Here is a 20,065-nt window from a genome sequence, read left to right on the forward strand (position 1 = left end):
TCATTATGCCGGAGTTTGCGGTGGCTGCCAGTGGCGGGAGGGATTGTTCGCCTGCACGCAACACGCTTGCACGCCATGCTTGCTGGCCTTGTAGCGAGACGGGGAGGGCGGATTGCTTGGGAAGTCAGTCTCGTGGGTACGCAAACACGCTTGCTATTGTTTGCTGACGATCAGGCTTTCGGGTTTAGCGTGTTGCGTGCCAGCGTGCCAGCCAGCTATGGGCCCGCCATCGGGCTTGGGCTACAATGCCGACCATGAACTACAAAACCATTGAATCCACGGTTGGCAACACGCCGCTGGTGCGGCTGCGGCGGCTGCCGGGGAACACGACGAACACCATTCTGGTCAAGCTGGAAGGCAATAATCCCGCCGGTTCGGTGAAGGATCGCCCGGCGCTCAACATGATCCGCAAGGCGGAGGCGCGCGGCGAGATTCAACCCGGTGACACGCTGATCGAGGCCACCAGCGGTAACACCGGCATTGCCCTGGCGATGGCGGCGGCCATGCGCGGCTACAAGATGACATTGATCATGCCGGCCAATCAAAGTCAGGAGCGTCGCGACGCCATGGCCGCCTACGGCGCCGAGTTGATCTCGGTGAGCGCCGAGGAGGGCATGGAAGGCGCCCGGGATCTGGCCCAGGCAATGCAGGCGCGCGGTGAAGGCAAGGTGCTGGACCAGTTCGCCAACCCCGACAACCCGCTGGCCCACTATGAATCCACCGGGCCGGAAATCTGGCGCGACACCGGCGGCGGCGTCACCCATTTCGTCAGTTCCATGGGCACCACCGGGACCATCATGGGCTGCAGCATGTATCTCAAGGAACAGAATCCGGAGATCCAGATCATAGGCCTGCAACCCACCGACGGCGCCTCGATCCCGGGCATTCGCCGCTGGCCCAAGGAATATCTGCCGAGCATCTACGATGACGCGCGGGTGGATCAGGTCATCGATATGACCCAGGAGCGGGCCGAGGCCATCATGCGTCGTCTGGCCCGGGAAGAAGGTATCTTCTGCGGGGTGTCCTCCGGCGGCGCGGTGGCCGGGGCGCTGCAACTGTCCGAGCAGTTGGAAAACGCCGTGATCGTGGCGATCATCTGTGACCGGGGTGACCGCTATCTGTCCACCGGTGTGTTTTCCTCCGGTCAGGAGTAAGCGGACATGAACGTACTGGTTTTCGATATCGAGACCATTCCGGACCTGGAAGGCGGCCGCCGTCTCCACGATCTGGAAGGGCTTAACGACAAGGACACCGCCAGCGCGTTGTTCAATCTGCGCCGTCAGGAAAACGGCACCGAGTTCCTGCGTCTGCATTTGCATCGGATCGTGGCGATCTCGGTGGTGTTGCGCTCCGCCCAGGGCATCAAGGTGTGGTCCCTGGGAGATGAGGACAGCAGCGAGAAAGAACTGATCGAACGTTTTTACGACGGTATCGAACGGTTCACGCCGCAGATCGTGAGCTGGAACGGCGGTGGCTTTGACCTGCCGGTGCTCAACTATCGTGCCCTCAAACATGGCGTGGTGGCGCGCCGCTTCTGGGAGACCGGCAACGAAGACACCAGTTTTCGCTTCAACAACTACATCAGCCGCTTCCATCAGCGCCACCTGGATCTGATGGAACAATTGGCTATGTTCAATAACCGCGCCAACGCGCCCCTGGATCAGATCGCTTCCTTGCTCGGTTTTCCCGGCAAGATGGGCATGAGCGGCGCCAAAGTGTTCGATGCTTTCCAGGAAGGCGACCTCAAGGGTATTCGCGATTACTGCGAGACCGATGTGCTCAACACCTGGCTGGTGTTCCTGCGTTTCCAGTTGATGCGCGGCGAAATCGACGCCACCGGCTACGAGCAGGAACTGACCTTGCTGCGCGACTATCTGCGTGACCAGAACCGCCCCCATTTCCAGGCGTTCCTGGAGACCTGGGAATCCGTTGACAGTTGATAGTGGACAGTTGACGGCGCAAGACGAAACAGCCTGATTATTAGCTGCTGTGGGAAGCTTGCTTGCAAGCGAATGGGGTTTGCTCGGGCGTTTGGCAATATTCGCTTGCAAGCAAGCTTCCCACAGCGGCTGAAGATTGGTTTTTTTTTGACTTTTTTCTCGCTGTTAACTGTCCACTATCAACTGCCCACTCAATTGCATTTATGGCCCCACGTCGCAAGAAAAAGCTGCCGGAAACGCCGGTGGCCGCCACCATTGAATCCCTCAGCCACGATGGCCGGGGGATCGCCCGTCTGGACGGCAAAACCACGTTCATCGACAACGCCCTGCCCGGCGAGGAAGTGATGTTCAAGTTCACCTACCGGCGGCGCAAGTTTGACGAGGGCCGGGCGGTGGAAATCCTGTCGCCCTCGCCGGACCGGGTCACGCCGCCCTGCGAACACGCCGGCCTGTGTGGCGGTTGCAGCCTGCAGCATGTGGCGCCGTCCCGGCAGATCACGCGCAAACAGGCGGTGCTGGAGGAACAACTGGCGCACTTCGGCGGTTTGACGCCGGAGCGATGGCTTGATCCTCTCACCGGACCGGTCACCGGCTATCGTGCCAAGGCCCGCATGGGCGTGAAGTACGTGGAGGGCCGTGGTGAGACGCTGGTGGGGTTCCGCGAGAAGCGCAACAGTTTCATCGCCGATCTGCGCCAGTGCGAAGTGCTGATCCCGGAGGTGGGGCACCGCTTCATGGAATTTCGCGCCTTGATCGATGGCCTCGAGGGGCGCAGCCGTATTCCGCAGATCGAAGTGGCCCGGGGCGATGGCCCGGTGGCCCTGATCGTGCGTCACATGGACCCGCTCAGCGAGGCCGACCGGCAGCGGTTGCTGACGTTCTGCCAGCAGTGCGATTTCCATCTGTACCTGCAGCCGGGCAACGAATCCACCGTGCACCGGATATGGCCGGAACAAGGGGAAGAGCGCCTTTACTATCGTCATGAGGATCCGCGTTACCCACAGGCGGATGTGGAACTGGCTTTCCACCCCACCGATTTCACCCAGGTCAATAGCGATATCAACCGGCAAATGGTGCCCTTGGCATTGGATTTGCTGGAGATCGCCCCGGACCATCGGGTGCTGGACTTGTTTTGCGGCCTGGGTAACTTCACCGTGCCAGCGGCCCGCCGTGCCGCCCACGTGGTCGGCGTGGAGGGCAGCGAGGCGATGGTGCGGCGCGGTTACGAGAACGCGCGCCGCAACGGTCTGGACAACCTGGAGTTTCACGCCTGGGATCTGTTTCAGGCGCCGGAGGGACAATCCTGGGCGCAACAGCGGTATGATCGTGTGTTGCTTGACCCTCCACGCAGCGGCGCGCTTGAAATGGTGCGGCTTATGCCCCAATTCGGTGCGCGGCGCTTGGTGTATGTATCTTGTAACCCGGCGACTCTGGCCCGTGATGCCGGGGAACTGGTGGGCCGGGGTTACCGTCTTAACGCGGCGGGTGTGATGGATATGTTCCCCCACACCGCCCATGTCGAATCGATCGCGGTGTTCGACCGCGATTGAGGGCGCGCTGGCCGGGCCGGCGACGACAAATCGATTAGATGCAAATCGGCGCATGGTTCCGGTTTGCAAGACCAGGATCCGAGGGCCCGATAAGGGTGATCGGATCGGCGGATTGAGAGCGGGACGGCCAGGGCTGGTCCGTCCGGAAGAATGCGCGGTCATGAGCGGGCCCCTCCGAGGTGTGTTATCGGGGCGGTGGCCGGCGGTGATCCGGCGCCAAGACATCACGGAGGTATTCCATGGTCACCGTACGGCGGCAGCAGCCCCTGGAAACCCCGAGCCATGACTGGCGAGCATGGCTTGAGCAGTTACAGAAGCGCACCGTGGTGCGCGATGTGGAAACCCTGGCGCAGGCCTGCGCCCGGGCCGAACAGTGCGAGCTGGCCGGCAACGCGGCCGGAGCCCACTGGCCCTACGGCAAGGGCTGTCTGACCATCGGTTTGGAAATGGCGGACATCCTCGCCGATCTCGGTGCCGATACCGAAACCCTGCCGGCGGCGGTGCTGTACCGGGCGGTCCGGGAAGGGCAGATGTCCCTGCTGGAAGTGGACAAGGAGTTTGGTGAGCGGGTAGCGCGGCTGATCGAGGGCGTGCTGCGCATGGCCGCCATCAGCACCGTGCTCAACCCCACCCGCAAGGCGGTGCTCGGCCAACAGGACGGTCAACTCGACAATGTCCGCAAGATGCTGGTGGCGCTGGTGGACGACGTGCGCGTGGCGCTGGTCAAACTGGCGGAGCGGACCGTCATCATCCGGGCGGTGAAGGAGTCGGAGCCGGAGCGTCAGCGCAAGGTGGCGCAGGAGATCTTCGACATCTACGCGCCGCTGGCCCACCGTCTCGGCGTCGGTCACCTGAAGTGGGAGCTGGAGGACCTGTCCTTCCGCTACCTGCAACCGGGGGCCTACAAGAAGATCGCCAAGCTGCTGGATGAGAAGCGGCTGGATCGCGAGCACTACATCGAAAAAGTAATCGAGGATTTGCGCGGTCATCTGGAACGCAGCGGCATCCGTGGCGCCCAGGTGTATGGCCGGGCCAAGCACATCTACAGTATCTGGCGCAAAATGCAGAAGAAGCACCTGGAGTTCGGCGAGGTTTATGACGTCCGCGCCGTGCGGGTGCTGGTGCCGGAGGTGCGGGACTGTTACGCCGCCCTGGGGGTGGCGCATTCGCTGTGGAAGCACGTTCCCAAGGAGTTCGACGACTACATCGCCAGTCCCAAGGACAACGGCTACCAGAGCCTGCATACGGCGGTGGTCGGTCCGGAACGCAAAATGCTGGAAGTGCAGATCCGTACCTTCGATATGCACGAGGAAGCGGAACTCGGCGTGTGCGCGCACTGGCGCTATAAGGAAGGCTCCAAGGCGCGCCGTGGGCAGAGCGACTACGAGCATCGTATCGCCTGGTTGCGCCAGGTGTTGGAATGGCAGGAAGAACTGGGCGACAACGCCAAGAGCGTGGTCGACGAGCTCAAACATGGCCTGACCAGCGAGCGGGTTTATGTGTTCACCCCGGATGGCCATGTGGTGGATCTGGAAGCCGGCGCCACCCCGGTGGACTTTGCCTACCATATTCACACCGAGGTAGGGCACCGTTGCCGGGGCGCCAAGGTCAACGGCCACATCGTGCCGCTCAACTACACCCTGAACACCGGCGAGCAGGTGGAAATCCTCACCGCCAAGGAAGGGGGCCCCAGCCGTGACTGGCTGACGCCGTCACTGGGCTACGTGGCCGCCTCTTCCACCCGGGCCCGGATCCAGCAGTGGTTCAAACGCCAGGACCGGGATGTGCACATCGCCCAGGGCAAGGCGATGCTGGAACGGGAGATGTCACGGCTGGCCCTGGATCGCATCGACCTCGATCTGCTGGCGCCGCAGCTCAATCTGAAAAGCGGTGACGATGTGCTGGCGTCACTGGGGGCCGGCGACCTGCGCCCGGGCCACGTGGTCAACCAGGCCCAGGCGTTGTCGCCGGACAATCCGCAGCAGGAACTGGCGTTCGTACCGGCCCGTCCGCGTGCTTCGGAGTCCGGAGATATCACCATCCACGGGGTCGGCAATCTGCTCACGCAGATGGCCAAATGCTGTCAGCCGGTGCCGGGTGATCCGGTGATGGGCTTCATCACCCAGGGCCGTGGTGTCACCGTGCACCGGGCGGACTGCCCGAACCTGCTGGCGATGCAGGGGGAGGATCCGAACCGGGTGATCGAAGTCAGCTGGGGCGAGGCGGATCGGATCTTCTATCCGGTGGACGTGTTCCTGCGCGCCTGGGACCGCCAGGGGCTGTTGCGCGACGTGATCGCGGTGCTGTCCAATGAAAAGGTCAATGTCACCGCGGTGCATACCCAGTCCCACACCGAGGACAACACCGCCACCATGCTGCTGACCCTGGAGATTGCCTCGCTGGGCAACCTGGGCAAGGTGCTGGCCAAGCTGGACCAGCTCAAAGGGGTGCTGGAAGTGCGGCGCTATAAGAAGTGAACGGCTTGCACGACGAAACACGATAAGGCCGGTCTCCAGGCTTGGAGTGCGGCGATGTTTCACCAGGAGGTTTTCTTGAGCACGGACAATAACGCGACCAGCGCCATCGCCCAACTGCTCGACATCATGGCCCGTTTACGGGATCCAGACGGCGGCTGCCCCTGGGATCTGAAACAGAACTTCGACACCATCGCGCCTTATACCATCGAGGAAGCGTTCGAGGTGGCGGAGGCCATCGCCCGGCGTGACTATGGCGAACTCAAGGAAGAACTGGGCGATCTGTTGTTGCAGGTGGTGTTTCATTCACAGATGGCCAGGGAAGCGGCGTTGTTCGACTTCGAGCAGGTGGCGCGAACCCTCAGTGAAAAAATGATTCGCCGCCATCCCCATGTGTTCGGCACCGACCCGGCCGCTGATGAGCAGGCGGTGAAGGTCAACTGGGAGGCGATCAAAGCGGAGGAGCGGCGGGCGAAAGGGCGTGAACACGACAGCGCGCTCGACGGCGTGCCGGCCGGGCTGCCGGCTCTGCAACGTGCCACCAAACTGCAAAAGAAAGCGGCTAAGGTAGGGTTCGACTGGCCCGGCCCGGCGCCGGTGCGGGCCCAGGTGGAAGCGGAATGGGCGGAGCTGGATCAGGCCCTGGACGGCGATCATATCGACGCCGTGGAGGATGAGTTCGGCGATGTGCTGTTTTCCCTGATCAACCTGGCTCGCCATCTGAAACTGGATCCGGAACAGGCGCTCCGTCGCGCCAACGCCAAGTTCGAACGTCGTTTCCGTTACATGGAAACCGCCAGTCCGTCCTCCCTGGACGGGCTGAGTACTGACCAGTTGGAACAACTCTGGCGCCAGGCCAAGGACCAGGAGTAATTCCCTCGGCGCCGCTAATGGCGGTGCCCCGGGGACATCGTCATTTGTCTGTCACGTCCCACCTCCCGATCGTGAAATAAAAACTTCACATAAAAGCAACTTTTCCGTCATTCGCTCTCCCCATACTCCGCCCCCAAGCAACCAGGATGTTCGCGCGGCTTCCGCTCGACGTCTTCCGTGCTGTTTTTAACTTGCCTGATTGATAGGAGATGCTGCGATGAAAAAGAATTTGCTCGCGATCGCTGTGGGGGCGGCCGTCGCTCTGCCTGGCCTGGCCCTGGCGGACGGTCCTACCGTCTACGGTAAAGTGAACATTTCACTGGAAAACCAGGAAAATGAAATCGGTCAGACCGGGAGCGTGGACGACGACTGGTCCTTGAACAGCAACGCTTCCCGTATTGGTATCAAAGGCGACTTCGACCTGGACTTCGCGGGTCTGAAGGCGATCTACCAGGCGGAATACCAAATCTCCGTTGACGGCGATGATGACGAGTTCAGCCAACGTAACATCTTCGGTGGTCTGGCTGGCGACTTCGGTGTGCTGAAAGCGGGTAAGTTCGACACCCCGACCAAAGTGGCCCAGGGTAAAGTGGATCAGTTCAACGATCTGCAGGGCGATATCAAAAACATCATGGCCGGCGAAAACCGCGCCGGAAACATCATCCAGTACAGCACCCCGACTCTGGGTGAGATGGTCACCATCCACGGTGCTTTCATCCCGGGTGAAGGCGAGGATCTGGACGGTGACGGCCAGGAGGAAAACGATCTGGCGGATTCCTACTCCGTCGCGATCGTCGCGGAAAAAGGCATCTTCTACGGTGCCCTTTCTCACGACGCCGACATCGAAGACGAACTGGTTGTCGACGGCACAGGTGGCACCACCCTGGACATCACCCGCGCCGCGGTAATGCTGAAACCGGGTAACGTGGAACTGGGCGCTCTGTACCAGATCGCCGAAGAATCTGAAGCCGACGGCGAAGACCAGTCCTTCCTGGTTAGCGGTGCCTACAAGATCGATCGCTGGAAGCTGAAAGCCCAGTACGGCATGACCCAGGGTGACAAGAGCGACGACGAAGCCACTCTGATGGCGCTCGGTGCCGACTACAAACTGGCCAAGGCCTCCAAGGTTTACGCCTACTTCTCCCAAGTGTCCTACGAACCGGATGCCGGTGATGACCGTGACGATACCACCTTCGGTGTTGGCATGGAGCACAAGTTCTAAAGAAAACGGATCGGGGCCCTGAACGGGCCCGCGTCCTGAAGTTTCCTCGAAGCAAGTGACAGCCTTGCCCGCCTTCCTGGCGGGCTTTTTTTATTTGACGCATACACGCAACACGCCCAACCCATGGCTCGCTTGCGCAGCCTTGCGGACATGAAGGTAAACCAATTCGCTGGCAAGCCAGCTTCCCACGGAGGGGCCCCGGAGCCGCCGTGGGAAGCTGGCTTGCCAGCGAATCAGTATGCTTGCCAGTTGTGAGACAGCAGCGATCCACGGACCGCGATACGGTTCGTTGACCCCATTCATTGGTCCTGTCATTAAATCGTCATATAGTGTGCTCCCATTTTTTATGTGAGGGAGCTGGGATCATGAACACCGTACACCGCAAGCTTGTTCCGGCATTGCTGGTTTTCCTGCCGGCGTCGACGCTGGCCGCGCCGCAGTTTTATGGCCGCATCGATATCGCGCTGGAAGGCACCGACGACTATCCGACCCGTTCTTTGTCCTCGGCGCTCAACGACATGAGCAGCGGCGATTCGCCGCTACGTGATGGCTGGTTCGTGGAAGCCTACAACTCCTATCTGGGCGTGCGTGATGAGGTGCCCCTGGATGTGGGCGGTCTGTCACTGATCTATCAATTCGAAGCCGGCTACGACGTCGACGGCGACAGCAGTGACACTTTCACTACCCGCAACAGCTACATTGGTCTGGCCACACCCTGGGGCCGGATTTTCGCCGGTCGCTACGACAGCCTGGTGAAGCAGGCGGAAGGCAAGCTGGACCAATTCAACAATACCGGTGCCGACATGCAGACGGTGTTCACCAGTCAGTACCGCAACGACAACACCTTGAACTGGGTCAGCCCGAAGCTGGGCAATCTGGTATTGAAAGCGCAGATCGCGCCGGGTGAGCAGGACGACCTGGGCACGCCTCCCTACGATGAGACCAAGGACGGGCTGGCCGACATCCATGCGGTATCCGCCATCTGGAACAGCGATGCTCTGTACGCGGCGCTGGCCTACGAACATGGCTACACCGAGCGAGCGCTACCGGCGCCGGTGAGCCTGAATGTGCCCGCCGACCGGGATGTGCTGCGCGGGGCCTTGGGGATGCGGGTAGGTAACCTGTCCCTGGGCGCGATCGTTGAGGAACTGCGTCTGGATCCGGATTATCCCGGTGCCAGCCGTCTCGACGGCACTTCCTATTTGCTCAGCGCCGGTCTGGCCATGAGTCCGCGTCTGACCCTCAAGGCGCAGGGTGGCCGCTTCGACAGTGACGATCTGGGGTACACCCTGACCACCGGCACCGTCGGCGCGGACTACAAACTGGGTGCCCAGACCACGGCCTATACGCTGCTGTCGGTGTCCGACGCGGACGTGGACGACAGCGCCGCCGGTTATGACGATGGTAAAGGCGGGCTGGTGTCAGTAGGGTTGGCGCACAAGTTCTGATACGCACCGTATTCGCTGCCAAGGCAGTTCCCACAGCGACTTCGTGGCCCGTCTGTGGGAAGCTGGCTTGCCAGCGAATTGGTTTGCCTTCATGGCCGCAAGGCCACCAAGGGTTTGGCGACCGCTTCTGATCAGCCCTGCCAGCGTTGCAGCGCCAGGGTGGCGTTGGTGCCACCGAAACCGAAGCTGTTGCTGATCGCCAGATCCGGGGCGCGCTCCAGCCGTTCGGTCAGGATCGGCAGGCCATCGGCTTGTTCATCCAACTGCTGGATGTTGGCGGAAGCGGCGGTGAAGCCGTCGCGCATCATCAGCAGACAGTAGATGGCTTCCTGCACGCCGGTGGCGCCCAGGCTGTGGCCGGTCAGGCTCTTGGTGGAGCTGATGCCGGGCACGGTGCCGCCGCCGAATACCTCGCGAATCGCTTTCAACTCCGCCACGTCACCCACCGGAGTGCTGGTGCCGTGGGCGTTGATGTAATCCACCGGGCCTTCCACCGTGGACAGGGCCTGACGCATGCAGCGCGCCGCGCCTTCGCCGCTGGGCGCGACCATGTCGTAGCCGTCACTGGTGGCGCCGTAGCCCACCACTTCCGCGTAGATACGGGCGCCGCGGGCCTTGGCGTGCTCCAGCTCCTCCAACACCACCATGCCGCCGCCGCCGGCGATGACGAAGCCATCACGGCTGGCATCGTAGGCGCGGGAGGCGGTTGCCGGGGTGTCGTTGTACTTGGTGGAAAGCGCGCCCATGGCGTCGAACAGGCAGCTCAGGGTCCAGTGCTCTTCCTCGCCGCCGCCGGCGAACACCACATCCTGCTTGCCCATCTGGATTTGCTCCACGGCATTGCCGATACAGTGGGCGCTGGTGGCGCAGGCGGACGTGATGGAGTAGTTGAGGCCCTTGATCTTGAACGGCGTGGCCAGACAGGCGGAGACCGTGGACGCCATCACGCGTGGCACCATGTACGGACCGATGCGTTTGACGCCGCGGGAGCGGGCAATGTCCGCCGCTTCCACCTGATTCTGGGAAGAGTGGCCGCCGGAGCCGGCGATCAGACCGGTGCGCTCGTTGCTGACCTGATTGTCTTCCAGGCCGGAATCGGCGATGGCCTGTTGCATGGCCACATAGGCGTAGGCCGCGGCATCGCCCATGAAGCGGCGGCTTTTGCGGTCGATCAGCGCTTCCAGATCAATGTCGGGGCTGCCGGCGATCTGGCTGCGCATGCCCTGAGCCTGATATTCCTCCTTGAAACGGATGCCGGAGCGTCCTTCGCGCAGCGCAAGAGAGACGGTATCGGTATCGTTGCCCAAACAGGAAACGATCCCCATGCCGGTAATAACGACGCGTCGCATAATGACTCCTAGAAACCTTCCGTCGAGGTGAACAGGCCCACACGCAGGTCGTCGGCCTGGTAAATGGGTTTACCGTCCACGGACACCACCGCATCGGCGAGACCCATGGTCAGTTTGCGGGCGATGACCCTTTTGATATTGATCTGGTAGGTCAGCTTCTTGGCGGTGGGCAGCACCTGGCCGGAGAACTTGACCTGACCCACGCCGAGGGCGCGTCCGCGACCGGGGTGGCCGAGCCAGCCCAGATAGAAGCCAAGCAACTGCCAGGTGGCGTCCAGGCCGAGACAGCCGGGCATCACCGGATCGGTTTCGAAGTGACATTGGAAGAACCACATATCCGGGTGGATATCCAGTTCGGCGACCACTTCACCGCGATCATGGGCACCGCCGGTCTCGGCAATGCGGGTGATGCGGTCGACCATCAACATGTTGGGCAGCGGCAGACGGGCGTTGCCCGGGCCGAACAGTTCGCCATGGGCGCAGGCGAGCAGCTCGTCGCGCTGATAGGATGATTGTCTTTCCACGTTCGTGTTACTCAAATCTCTGACTCTCCACACAGGCCAATTCGGCAATGGCATCCCAGCGGGAAAAGACCGGCGTCCATTATTGTTGAGCTAGTATGTTGTTGAGCGAGTATATGGACACCCGATGACTGTTTGACTGCAGAATTAAGACATTTTGCCATGCAGAGTCACCATACTAGCAGACCCGAAATGACCGGGACGGACGCAAGCGTCTCAAAATATGTCCAGCAACGCCGGCCTGAGCGGCCCGTCACGCCGGGTGCCGGGCTTGCATTGCGGCGGCGTTGTGCCGATCATGCGCCGGCGGCGTAAGGGCTCCACGGGGCCGGCCGCCAGTCTAATCTATTGTGGGGCAGGACCCGGTCGTCTCAAGGTGTCATCTTCGGACATTCGGTGGTGCGACTGACCGACCCGGACCCGATAAACGGATCAGCCAAAAGAATGATCCGTGACAGGGCAAGGGGGCCGATTTCAGGGAACCCTGGGGCGGCGCGGTTATCGAATCCCCTCGGTGCCGTGAAACGGCAACGTGAAACAACAACAGAGCGCGCGGCCGTTGGTTCGCGGATGGCCGTTCGGGCCGACCCTTCCCAGGCGTGTCTCAGGAGGTAACTGGTGGCGGCGGAAATCGGACATCTCTCCCTGTGGGTGGCATTGGCGGCTTCTCTGGTGCTGGCGATCTTTCCTCTGATCGGCGTCCACCGTGGCGTATTGGCCTGGCAGCGCTATGCGCGGCCCTTGGCCTGGCTGCAATGGATGGCCATGACCGTGGCTATCCTGGCGTTGGGCTACAGCTTTTATATCAACGATTTTTCCATCACCTATGTGGCCAACCACAGCAATTCCGAATTGCCGCTGGGCTATCGCCTGTCCGCGATTTGGGGCGGGCACGAGGGCTCGCTGTTGTTGTGGGGCTGGATGCTGGCGGGCTGGACCGCGCTGGTCGGGTTGTTGAGCCGCACCGTGCCGCTGACCATGGTGGTGCGGGTGCTGTCGGTGATGGGCATGATCGCGGTGGGCTTCCTCGCCTTCATGCTGTTCACCTCCAATCCCTTCGACCGGGCCTTGCCCTGGTTTGTCATGGACGGCGCTGATCTGAATCCGCTGCTGCAGGACCCTGGTCTGATCGTCCATCCGCCGATGCTGTACATGGGCTATGTGGGGTTCGCCGTGGCGTTCGGCTTCGCTGTCGCCGGCTTGCTGGAAGGCAACCTGGATCCGGCCTGGGCGCGCTGGGCCCGTCCCTGGACCACGGTGGCCTGGTGTTTCCTCACCGTCGGTATCGCGCTGGGGTCCTGGTGGGCGTACTACGAATTGGGTTGGGGCGGCTGGTGGTTCTGGGATCCGGTGGAAAACGCCTCATTGATGCCCTGGCTGGCCGGCACCGCGTTGATCCATTCCCTGGCGGTGAGCGAGAAGCGCAACCTGTTCCGTGCCTGGACCGTATTATTGGCGATCGTCACTTTCTCACTGAGCTTGCTCGGCACCTTCCTGGTCCGCTCCGGGGTGCTTACCTCGGTACACGCGTTCGCCAATGATCCCAGCCGTGGGGCTTTCATCCTCGCTTTCCTGGTGGTGGTGGCCGGCGGCGCGCTGACCTTGTTCGCTTTGCGCGCCGGCCGGTTGTCGGGGCAGGGCGGCTTCAGGGCGATGTCCCGGGAAAGTTTCCTGCTGGGCAACAACCTGGTTCTGTTGGCCGCCACTTTCGTGGTGCTGATGGGAACCCTGTTCCCCCTGCTCGGTGAGGCCATGGACATCAAGGTGTCGATCCGCAGCCCTTACTTCAACGCCTTCTTCGTGCCGCTGACCTTGCTGCTGATCCTGCTGCTGGTCCCCGGCATGATGAGCAATTGGAAACGTCAGGCCGGCAAGCCACTGGTGCGGCGCCTGCTGTGGTTGGCGCCGGCGGCCCTGATTGGCGGCTGGCTGGGCGCGCGGCTGCCCGGCGCGACGCCCTGGCCTGGCACGCTGGCGCTGATCCTGGCGCTGTTCCTGGTGCTTGCTCACCTGGATGACGTGGTGCGTCGTGCTCTGGCCTACAACCGGGGGCTGTTCGCTGGGCTGCGCAAACTGACCCGTTCCTATATAGGCATGGTGGTGGCCCATTGCGGGCTGGCGGTACTGGTGGCCGGGGTCACGGTGGTCAGCTTCCATGAGATCGAGAGGGATGTTCGCATGAGTCCTGGCGATGTGGCGGAAGTGGGTGGCTACCGTTTTGAATTCGAGAGCCTCAGCAGTCCCGTGGGACCGAATTATCAATCCCAGAAAGCCCATTTCCTGGTGAGCCGGGATGGCCGACCGGTGACCGAAATGAATCCGGAGAAACGCACCTATCGGGCTTCCGGCCAGGTGATGACGGAAGCGGCCATCGACGGCCGGTTGATGCGCGATCTGTATGTGGCGCTGGGCGACCCTCGCGGCGAGGACGCCTGGGCGGTGCGCATCTATCACAAACCGATGGTGCGCTGGATCTGGCTGGGCGCGCTGATCATGGCGCTGGGCGGCGCCCTGGCGCTGTCCGACCGACGTTACCGCAAACCCATGGGAGGAGTGGCTGGTGAACAGGCGTGATCGTGATGAGCCGCGCCGTCAGCGTGGTGTCAGTTTGTGGGTGTTCCTGCCGCTGGCGGCTTTTGTGGCCCTGGCGGTATTGCTGGCCAGCGGCCTCGGCCGTAACCCGGAAGAGCTGCCCTCGGAATTGGTGGGCAAGCCGCTGCCGGCGTTCCAACTGCCTTCCTTATTAGGTGAACGGACCCTCACGCCGGCCTCCCTGCGGGACCAGAACTGGAAACTGCTGAACGTCTGGGCGACCTGGTGCCCGACCTGTTATGTGGAACACCCCTATCTGCTGGAATTGGCGGCCCGGGGCATTCCCATCATCGGGCTCAACTACAAGGACGAGACCGACGCGGCGCGGGACTATCTGGCCAATCTGGGCAACCCCTACAGTGAGGTGGTGGTGGATCATGACGGCCAGTTGGGACTCGACCTGGGCGTTTACGGCGCGCCGGAAACGTTCCTGCTGAATCCGGAAGGGCGGGTGGTGTTGCGGCACGCCGGTGACCTCAACCAGCGGGTCTGGGAAGAAAAATTCCAACCCCTTCTCGATCAGGCCAAGGCCGGGGAAAACAGAAGCGGGGGAGAAGACTAATGCGCGTGTTGTTATTGCTCATGCTGGCGCTCTTGGGGCAGGGCGCCATGGCCGCCATTGATGTCTACCAGTTCGACACGGAAGAGCAGGAAAGCCGTTTCCGCGTGCTGACCGAGGAACTGCGCTGCCCCAAATGTCAGAACCAGAGCATCGCCGACTCCGATGCCGGGATCGCGCAGGACATGCGCGAGCGGGTGGCGCGCATGATCCGGGAAGGGCATGACGACCAGGCCATCGTTGACTATTTCGTTGACCGCTATGGTGACTTCGTCAGTTACCGGCCACCGGTGAACGCCCGGACACTGGTGCTGTGGCTGGGACCGGCGCTGCTGCTGCTGTTGGGCGGCGGCGCCATCGTGATATTGATCCGGCGGGCCAGCCGTCAGGTGGAGGATGAGGAGCAATGACTTTCCTGCTTGCGGTGCTCGGCGCCGCCCTCCTGATCGCCCTGCTGTCCATGTTTTTGTTGTGGCGGCGGGAAACCCGCCGTGACGGCGACCAGGCTTCCTGGTCCGGTCTGGCGCTGCCGTTGCTGGTGGTGGTGCTGGGTGGGTTGGGGTATCTGACCTTGGGTTATCACCCGGAAACCGCTCAGTGGTTGAGCGACCGCCGTGAATTGAGTGACGCCGCCCGCCAGGTGATCCGGGGTCAGCCACCGGAAATCAGCGATGACAAGTTGAGCGCCGCCGCCTTTGCCCGGGTGTTGCAATCCGAGGTGGTCCGCGAGCATCAGACCATGGACGGCTGGTATGCCCTGGGACTGCTGTACGATCAACTGGGAGCTCCGGCTCAGGCCGAACAGGCGGCGCGGCGAGCGTTGTTTCTCGAACCTGACGACAGCGCTGCCCGTTTGCTGTTGGCACGGTCACTGATTCAGGCCAACGAAGGGCGCCTCACCGCCGCCGCCGAGGCGGAAATCCAGAAGGTGCTGGAGGCCTATCCGCGGCATGATGGGGCCTGGATGCTGCAAGCCATGGCGGCCAGTCGTGCCCGTCAATATGAACTGGCGCTGCGATCCTGGGAGGCGTTGCTTGCCCGTCACGGCGAAGGGGAGGCCGGCGATCTTCTGCGGCAAGGTAAAGCCAACACCGAGCGGCAATTGGCCAAAGCGCGGCAGTTGGACGATCTGAGCATCACGGTCAACGCCGCTGATGTGCCCGCCGGCGGAACGCTGTTCGTATTCCTGCGTCAGGGAGAGCAGGGTGGCCAGCCATTGGCCGCTCGCCGGGTGCTGGTGGAGCGGTTTCCGGCCACCGTGGTGTTGCGCCGCGATGACTGGCTGCAGTCATACCCGGCGGACCTTTCCGATTTGCGTGCCGGTGCCCGCTATACCCCGGCGCCGGGTTCCAGCGTCGATGAGGCCGGGCTCAGGGTGGCGCCAGAACCGCTGCGTGGCTCGCCTCTGGAGGCGAAGCTGACGCTGGGACAGTAGTTGCTCGGACGTATCCAGGACTTGAGACGGAAGCGGCCTGTACAAAGGTCGCCCTTGTACGCCGCTGACCCGCACGGTAAAGTTCCCGACCTTTGACAGGCCATGAAAGTACGGCCTGGACTGGCGACTCCATCGGATCGTCAGCGCAATCAAACGCCGCAAGCGATTGATTTTCCATGTCCCTCTTGGCGAAACAGACCGTGGAGAGGGGCTTGAAGAAGCCACGGTCTGGCTTTTTCGACACCTTATTGAGGGTGCCCCTTTTAGGCACCCATTCGCGGTAAGAAGGGAGATTCCTATGCGTGTCATCCTGCTTGGCGCGCCCGGTGCAGGCAAGGGCACTCAGGCGCAGTTCATAAAGGACGCTTTTTCCATTCCCCAGATTTCCACCGGGGATATGCTGCGGGCCGCCGTCAAGGCCGGCACGCCACTCGGCCTTGAAGCAAAAAAAGTAATGGACGCCGGCGGCCTGGTTTCCGACGACATCATTGTCGGCCTGGTCAAGGAACGCATCGCCGAGGATGACTGCGCCAATGGATTCCTGTTCGATGGCTTCCCTCGCACTATTCCGCAAGCCCAGGCGCTGGTGGATGCGGGGATCGACATCGACTATGTAGTGGAAATCGATGTGGATGATCAGGAAATCATTGATCGTCTGAGTGGGCGTCGGGTGCACCCGGGCTCCGGACGTGTCTATCACGTCACACATAATCCCCCCAAGGAAGCGGGTAAGGATGACGTGACCGGCGAAGAGCTGGTGCAACGTGACGACGACAAGGAAGACACCGTGCGCAAGCGTCTGGAAGTGTATCAGGCGCAAACCCGCCCGCTGGTGGATTTCTACCAGGATCTGGCCAAGAGCGATGCCGGCAAGGCACCGGCCTATGTGCGCGTGCCTGGTGTCGGCTCGGTGGAAAGCATCCGGGACAGCATCTTCAAAGCGCTGGGCAAATAACACACGCCCGCGAACCTCTCTCATGAGAGTGGAAAAAGGAGCCGCACGGCTCCTTTTTTTATACCCGCCGTTCATGACGGTCACCCTTCGGGCGGCCGCAGTGCAACATTAAAAAATGGCTCCGGACCCTCTTTTTATGCCCCGCGGATATCGGGCTTCTATCGCACGAAGCCGCTGTGGGAAGCTGCCTTGGCAGCGAATCCGTTGTTCCATGACGATCGGCGGAACGGCCAGGCTGTGTTTATAAGGGCGCTTATCGGCGGCGTTCGCCAGATTAATCAACGCGGTTGTCGCATTTGCCTTTCCGGTTTCTTTGCTGTCGGTATCACGGTGATTCCGGTGGGGATGTTGGTTTCTCTTTATTCCTCTCCACCTTCGAGTGCCCCCTTTGTTCCGTTCGCCGGCTCGCCAGTGCCACTGGCGGTAACACTTCGTTGCGTTCCGTAAAGCAAAGCGGACGCGTGTCGTCATCCGACAATCCGACGGCAAAATGAAATGCGAGCGGCGTGATATTCGATCCACCGCCGAAGCTGATTTTCGTTATTTTCAGCGGAGAAGTAATGCCAAGGGCAAGTGCTCCTTCCACCGCTGAAGAGCGATGGAAATCTTCTTTTGTTTTCTTTTTACGCGGTCGTGCGTCGATCTGATTAAATAATGTACCAAGTGATTTTTTTTTATGCTATTTTCCGATTGTCGAAGTAAGTGACGTCATAGGATTAGGAGATCGATCATGGCACAAGCAAAGAAAGTCGCAGCGCGGAAGAAAACAGCGACCCGTAAAAAGGCCGCTACCGCTAGCAAGGCACCGGCGGTTCCGAAGTCCGTAAGCAATGCGGAAGCGAAAGCCAAACTGCAGGAAAAAGCGGTCGGCCAGGCAGAGAAGAAAGTTGCCCAGGCGCAGATCAAACTGGATCGCCACAAGAAAAAAGTGGATACGGAGAACGGCAAGCTGGCCAAACTCCGCACCGATCTGGCCGCCAAGCGCGATAAGGTAAAAGCAAAAGCCACCGCCGCCGCCAAGCGCGCCGTCGACACCGCTCGTGGCAAACTCAATACCCAACGTTTGAAGCTGCAGGACCTGCGCGGTGAAGCGAAACTGATTCGCGCGGAAATCCAGGCAGCCAAAAAAGTGGTGACTCGCGAGAATAAAAAGCTGCGTACTGCTCAGCGCAATCTGACCAGCAAACTGCGTGAGTACCAACGCAAGCTGGCGAAGAAAGAGAAGGCCGAGCAGAAGAAAGCGGAGCAAAAAGCCAAGCGCGCGGCTCGCAAGACCGCCGCGAAAGGAACCACCGCTCGTAAGAAGACCACCACCCGGGCCAAAACCAAAAAGGCAGCGACCCGTAAGAGCGCCACTCGCAAGACTCCGGCGCGCAAGAAAGCCGCTCGTCGTGCTCCGGCCCGTAAGAAAGCCGCCACCGGCAGCGCAAGCTAAGTCCCTTCGATCACTCCGGCCCCGTCTCAATGACGGGGACCGGAGCTCCCTTCCGAGCCTGATCTCTCCATAATCCGATCTCCGTTCCGGAACCGGCTGCAACCGGAGCCGGGGCGAACAGGCGGCGAAATGCCGGCCAGAATCGCTCCAAACGCACGCCCACGAATCCGAGACGTTTGCCGCGCTGTTTTTGCACTATTCTTGTGCAATAATTAGGGCAAATAAACGTGTTGATAATAATTCGCATTAGGGTTAACCTGCTTTCCAGAGATTGAGGAGTAGGTGTGGTATGTACGTTTGTCTCTGCAACGGCATCACTGACGGTCATATACGGGAAGCGGCCATGAATGGTTGCGACAGCCTGCGTGATCTTCGTCGGGAACTTGGGGTTGGCAGTCAGTGTGCCAAATGTGCCCGCCACGCCCGTCAGGTACTGCGTGATACCCGTAGCGCGGTAGCGGCGACCTCCGTCTCTGTTTCCTCCGATCAGTCGGTTGCGGTGCAATATTGGCCGCAGCCGGCTTGATCTCATGAGCAAGGTCGGCAAAGACTGATTCTCATTTGTATAACTACTTGTATTTATTGGAATTTTTTTCGATATCCCTTGCCCGTGCCGGGCTATTGCTGAACAATATTGGCACCCCAAATACCGGCACGGAGACCACCCATGAAAGGCGACAAGAAGGTTATCGAGCACCTGAACCGGGCGCTGGGTAATGAGCTGATTGCGATTAACCAGTATTTTCTGCACGCCAAAATGTACAAGGATTGGGGACTTCACGCTCTGTATGAGAAGGAGTACCACGAGTCCATTGATGAGATGAAACACGCGGACTGGCTCATCGAGCGCATTTTGTTCCTGGAAGGGGTGCCGAACCTGCAGGATCTGGGCAAGTTGATGATTGGTGAAAACACCAAGGAAATGCTCTCCTGCGATCTCAAGCTGGAGCATCTGGCGGTACCGGATCTGCGTGAAGCCATGGCGTATTGCGAGTCGGTGCAGGATTATGTCAGCCGGGATCTGTTCCGCCGTATCCTGGAAAGCGAGGAAGAACATATTGACTGGCTGGAAACGCAACTGGGCCTGATCGACAAGGTGGGTCTGGAAAACTACCTGCAGAAACAAATGGAAACCGCGGAAGACTGATCGCGCAACTTTTAAGCGCTCTTCCCTTGACTCTCAAAAGGGCTTTGGGAATAATGCGCAGCCTCTTGAGGCGACACGCTTCAAGCACGATCAAAGCGCTGGTAGCTCAGTTGGATAGAGCATCTGGCTACGAACCAGAAGGTCGGGGGTTCGAATCCTCCCCAGCGCGCCATACAAACGAAAACGGCTCCCTTTAGGGGGCCGTTTTTGTTTGTATCGTACCGCGGGAGTTATTCAGCAGAACCCCCCGGTTCGACCAGCCCGGCTTGCCGGGCGCAGGGCGTCATCGCTTGCGATGACGGGGCGCAGCCCCGAGCCGCCATGGCGGCGAGCCTATCCTCCCCGCACCACGCCTCCCCGCACCACGCCTCCCCGCACCACGCCTCTTCGCTTACACGCACCACGCTGGCACGCTACACGCGATTCGCTGCTAAAGCAGCTTGTATGTTGGCGTGGCAAGTCGATAGTAGGCAGAGAGACTTGTCGGGGTGGCGGGACCTAGGCAGCTTCTGACCCCTTCGGGTACAGACCGTGGGAGAAATGACCCCACCCCGCACCTACAAGC

Annotated in this window: 17 protein-coding genes and 1 tRNA gene; 16 read left to right on the forward strand and 2 right to left on the reverse strand. The window is 61.0% G+C overall.

Annotated features, from left to right (window positions below):
- The first annotated feature begins 254 nt into the window (after nt 1-254).
- The 7 genes from cysM to E0L37_RS04820 all read left to right on the forward strand — a co-directional run bounded on the left by cysM (nt 255) and on the right by E0L37_RS04820 (nt 9,507).
- Entirely contained in the window at nt 255-1,154 is a 900-nt protein-coding gene (cysM, locus tag E0L37_RS04790; RefSeq protein ID WP_133490640.1) for a cysteine synthase CysM, read from the forward strand.
- A 6-nt stretch (nt 1,155-1,160) separates the two neighbouring features.
- Nucleotides 1,161-1,940 carry a 3'-5' exonuclease gene (locus tag E0L37_RS04795; protein ID WP_133490641.1) on the forward strand — a complete coding sequence of 260 codons (780 nt, stop codon included), beginning with the start codon at nt 1,161-1,163 and terminating at the stop codon, nt 1,938-1,940.
- 203 nt (nt 1,941-2,143) lie between these two features.
- The gene (rlmD, locus tag E0L37_RS04800; RefSeq protein WP_133490642.1) at nt 2,144-3,490 is read left to right on the forward strand and encodes a 23S rRNA (uracil(1939)-C(5))-methyltransferase RlmD; all 1,347 of its coding nucleotides are present in this window, start codon (nt 2,144-2,146) and stop codon (nt 3,488-3,490) included.
- 239 nt (nt 3,491-3,729) lie between these two features.
- Nucleotides 3,730-5,967, forward strand: a complete 2,238-nt coding sequence (relA, locus tag E0L37_RS04805) for a GTP diphosphokinase (protein WP_133490643.1) — start codon at nt 3,730-3,732, stop codon at nt 5,965-5,967.
- A 54-nt stretch (nt 5,968-6,021) separates the two neighbouring features.
- Nucleotides 6,022-6,837: a nucleoside triphosphate pyrophosphohydrolase gene (gene mazG, locus E0L37_RS04810; protein WP_133490644.1), complete on the forward strand. Its 816-nt coding sequence runs from the start codon at nt 6,022-6,024 to the stop codon at nt 6,835-6,837.
- Between the two features lie 217 nt (nt 6,838-7,054).
- On the forward strand, nt 7,055-8,059 hold the full coding sequence (locus tag E0L37_RS04815; RefSeq protein WP_133490645.1) for a porin: 1,005 nt from the start codon (nt 7,055-7,057) through the stop codon (nt 8,057-8,059).
- Between the two features lie 365 nt (nt 8,060-8,424).
- Nucleotides 8,425-9,507 (forward strand): porin, encoded by a 1,083-nt coding sequence (locus E0L37_RS04820; protein ID WP_133490646.1) that lies wholly within the window; start codon nt 8,425-8,427, stop codon nt 9,505-9,507.
- 131 nt (nt 9,508-9,638) lie between these two features.
- Here the strand turns inward: E0L37_RS04820 and fabB are convergent, their stop codons facing one another.
- Both fabB and fabA read right to left on the reverse strand, forming a co-directional pair.
- Nucleotides 9,639-10,856, reverse strand: coding sequence for a beta-ketoacyl-ACP synthase I (gene fabB, locus E0L37_RS04825; protein WP_133490647.1), 1,218 nt, complete (start codon nt 10,854-10,856; stop codon nt 9,639-9,641).
- An 8-nt stretch (nt 10,857-10,864) separates the two neighbouring features.
- Nucleotides 10,865-11,395: a 3-hydroxyacyl-[acyl-carrier-protein] dehydratase FabA gene (gene fabA, locus E0L37_RS04830; RefSeq protein WP_370450515.1), complete on the reverse strand. Its 531-nt coding sequence runs from the start codon at nt 11,393-11,395 to the stop codon at nt 10,865-10,867.
- Between the two features lie 600 nt (nt 11,396-11,995).
- Here fabA and E0L37_RS04835 point away from each other — a divergent pair.
- The 9 genes from E0L37_RS04835 (at nt 11,996) to E0L37_RS04875 (ending at nt 19,672) form a co-directional block, all read left to right on the forward strand.
- Complete coding sequence (locus E0L37_RS04835; RefSeq protein WP_133490649.1) at nt 11,996-13,951, forward strand: heme lyase CcmF/NrfE family subunit; 1,956 nt, start codon at nt 11,996-11,998, stop codon at nt 13,949-13,951.
- Nucleotides 13,938-14,531 carry a DsbE family thiol:disulfide interchange protein gene (locus E0L37_RS04840; RefSeq protein ID WP_133490650.1) on the forward strand — a complete coding sequence of 198 codons (594 nt, stop codon included), beginning with the start codon at nt 13,938-13,940 and terminating at the stop codon, nt 14,529-14,531. The genes E0L37_RS04835 and E0L37_RS04840 overlap by 14 nt, the downstream gene beginning before the upstream one ends.
- Nucleotides 14,531-14,938 carry a cytochrome c-type biogenesis protein gene (locus tag E0L37_RS04845; protein WP_133490651.1) on the forward strand — a complete coding sequence of 136 codons (408 nt, stop codon included), beginning with the start codon at nt 14,531-14,533 and terminating at the stop codon, nt 14,936-14,938. The genes E0L37_RS04840 and E0L37_RS04845 overlap by 1 nt, the downstream gene beginning before the upstream one ends.
- Nucleotides 14,935-15,963, forward strand: a complete 1,029-nt coding sequence (locus E0L37_RS04850) for a tetratricopeptide repeat protein (RefSeq protein WP_133490652.1) — start codon at nt 14,935-14,937, stop codon at nt 15,961-15,963. The genes E0L37_RS04845 and E0L37_RS04850 overlap by 4 nt, the downstream gene beginning before the upstream one ends.
- A 298-nt stretch (nt 15,964-16,261) precedes the next feature.
- Nucleotides 16,262-16,918 carry an adenylate kinase gene (gene adk, locus E0L37_RS04855; RefSeq protein ID WP_014993911.1) on the forward strand — a complete coding sequence of 219 codons (657 nt, stop codon included), beginning with the start codon at nt 16,262-16,264 and terminating at the stop codon, nt 16,916-16,918.
- A gap of 730 nt (nt 16,919-17,648) precedes the next feature.
- Nucleotides 17,649-18,353 (forward strand): hypothetical protein, encoded by a 705-nt coding sequence (locus E0L37_RS04860; protein ID WP_133490653.1) that lies wholly within the window; start codon nt 17,649-17,651, stop codon nt 18,351-18,353.
- Between the two features lie 289 nt (nt 18,354-18,642).
- Nucleotides 18,643-18,879: a bacterioferritin-associated ferredoxin gene (locus E0L37_RS04865; RefSeq protein WP_080530697.1), complete on the forward strand. Its 237-nt coding sequence runs from the start codon at nt 18,643-18,645 to the stop codon at nt 18,877-18,879.
- A gap of 141 nt (nt 18,880-19,020) precedes the next feature.
- Nucleotides 19,021-19,500, forward strand: coding sequence for a bacterioferritin (gene bfr / locus E0L37_RS04870; protein ID WP_133490654.1), 480 nt, complete (start codon nt 19,021-19,023; stop codon nt 19,498-19,500).
- 95 nt (nt 19,501-19,595) lie between these two features.
- A tRNA-Arg gene (locus tag E0L37_RS04875) sits at nt 19,596-19,672 on the forward strand.
- The last annotated feature ends 393 nt before the right edge of the window (nt 19,673-20,065 follow it).

This window comes from Alcanivorax sp. 24, assembly GCF_004360225.1.
Taxonomy (GTDB): Bacteria; Pseudomonadota; Gammaproteobacteria; order Pseudomonadales; family Alcanivoracaceae; genus Alloalcanivorax; species Alloalcanivorax xiamenensis.

What these genes read in the sequence shown, in the direction of transcription:
- relA (WP_133490643.1), top strand. Translation starts at nt 3,730, where the DNA reads ATGGTCACCGTACGGCGGCAGCAGCCCCTGGAAACCCCGAGCCATGAC.
- rlmD (WP_133490642.1), top strand. Translation starts at nt 2,144, where the DNA reads ATGGCCCCACGTCGCAAGAAAAAGCTGCCGGAAACGCCGGTGGCCGCC.
- E0L37_RS04860 (WP_133490653.1), top strand. Translation starts at nt 17,649, where the DNA reads ATGGCACAAGCAAAGAAAGTCGCAGCGCGGAAGAAAACAGCGACCCGT.
- E0L37_RS04845 (WP_133490651.1), top strand. Translation starts at nt 14,531, where the DNA reads ATGCGCGTGTTGTTATTGCTCATGCTGGCGCTCTTGGGGCAGGGCGCC.
- mazG (WP_133490644.1), top strand. Translation starts at nt 6,022, where the DNA reads ATGTTTCACCAGGAGGTTTTCTTGAGCACGGACAATAACGCGACCAGC.
- adk (WP_014993911.1), top strand. Translation starts at nt 16,262, where the DNA reads ATGCGTGTCATCCTGCTTGGCGCGCCCGGTGCAGGCAAGGGCACTCAG.
- E0L37_RS04850 (WP_133490652.1), top strand. Translation starts at nt 14,935, where the DNA reads ATGACTTTCCTGCTTGCGGTGCTCGGCGCCGCCCTCCTGATCGCCCTG.
- fabB (WP_133490647.1), bottom strand. Translation starts at nt 10,856, where the DNA reads ATGCGACGCGTCGTTATTACCGGCATGGGGATCGTTTCCTGTTTGGGC.
- E0L37_RS04865 (WP_080530697.1), top strand. Translation starts at nt 18,643, where the DNA reads ATGTACGTTTGTCTCTGCAACGGCATCACTGACGGTCATATACGGGAA.
- bfr (WP_133490654.1), top strand. Translation starts at nt 19,021, where the DNA reads ATGAAAGGCGACAAGAAGGTTATCGAGCACCTGAACCGGGCGCTGGGT.
- E0L37_RS04795 (WP_133490641.1), top strand. Translation starts at nt 1,161, where the DNA reads ATGAACGTACTGGTTTTCGATATCGAGACCATTCCGGACCTGGAAGGC.
- cysM (WP_133490640.1), top strand. Translation starts at nt 255, where the DNA reads ATGAACTACAAAACCATTGAATCCACGGTTGGCAACACGCCGCTGGTG.
- E0L37_RS04815 (WP_133490645.1), top strand. Translation starts at nt 7,055, where the DNA reads ATGAAAAAGAATTTGCTCGCGATCGCTGTGGGGGCGGCCGTCGCTCTG.
- E0L37_RS04820 (WP_133490646.1), top strand. Translation starts at nt 8,425, where the DNA reads ATGAACACCGTACACCGCAAGCTTGTTCCGGCATTGCTGGTTTTCCTG.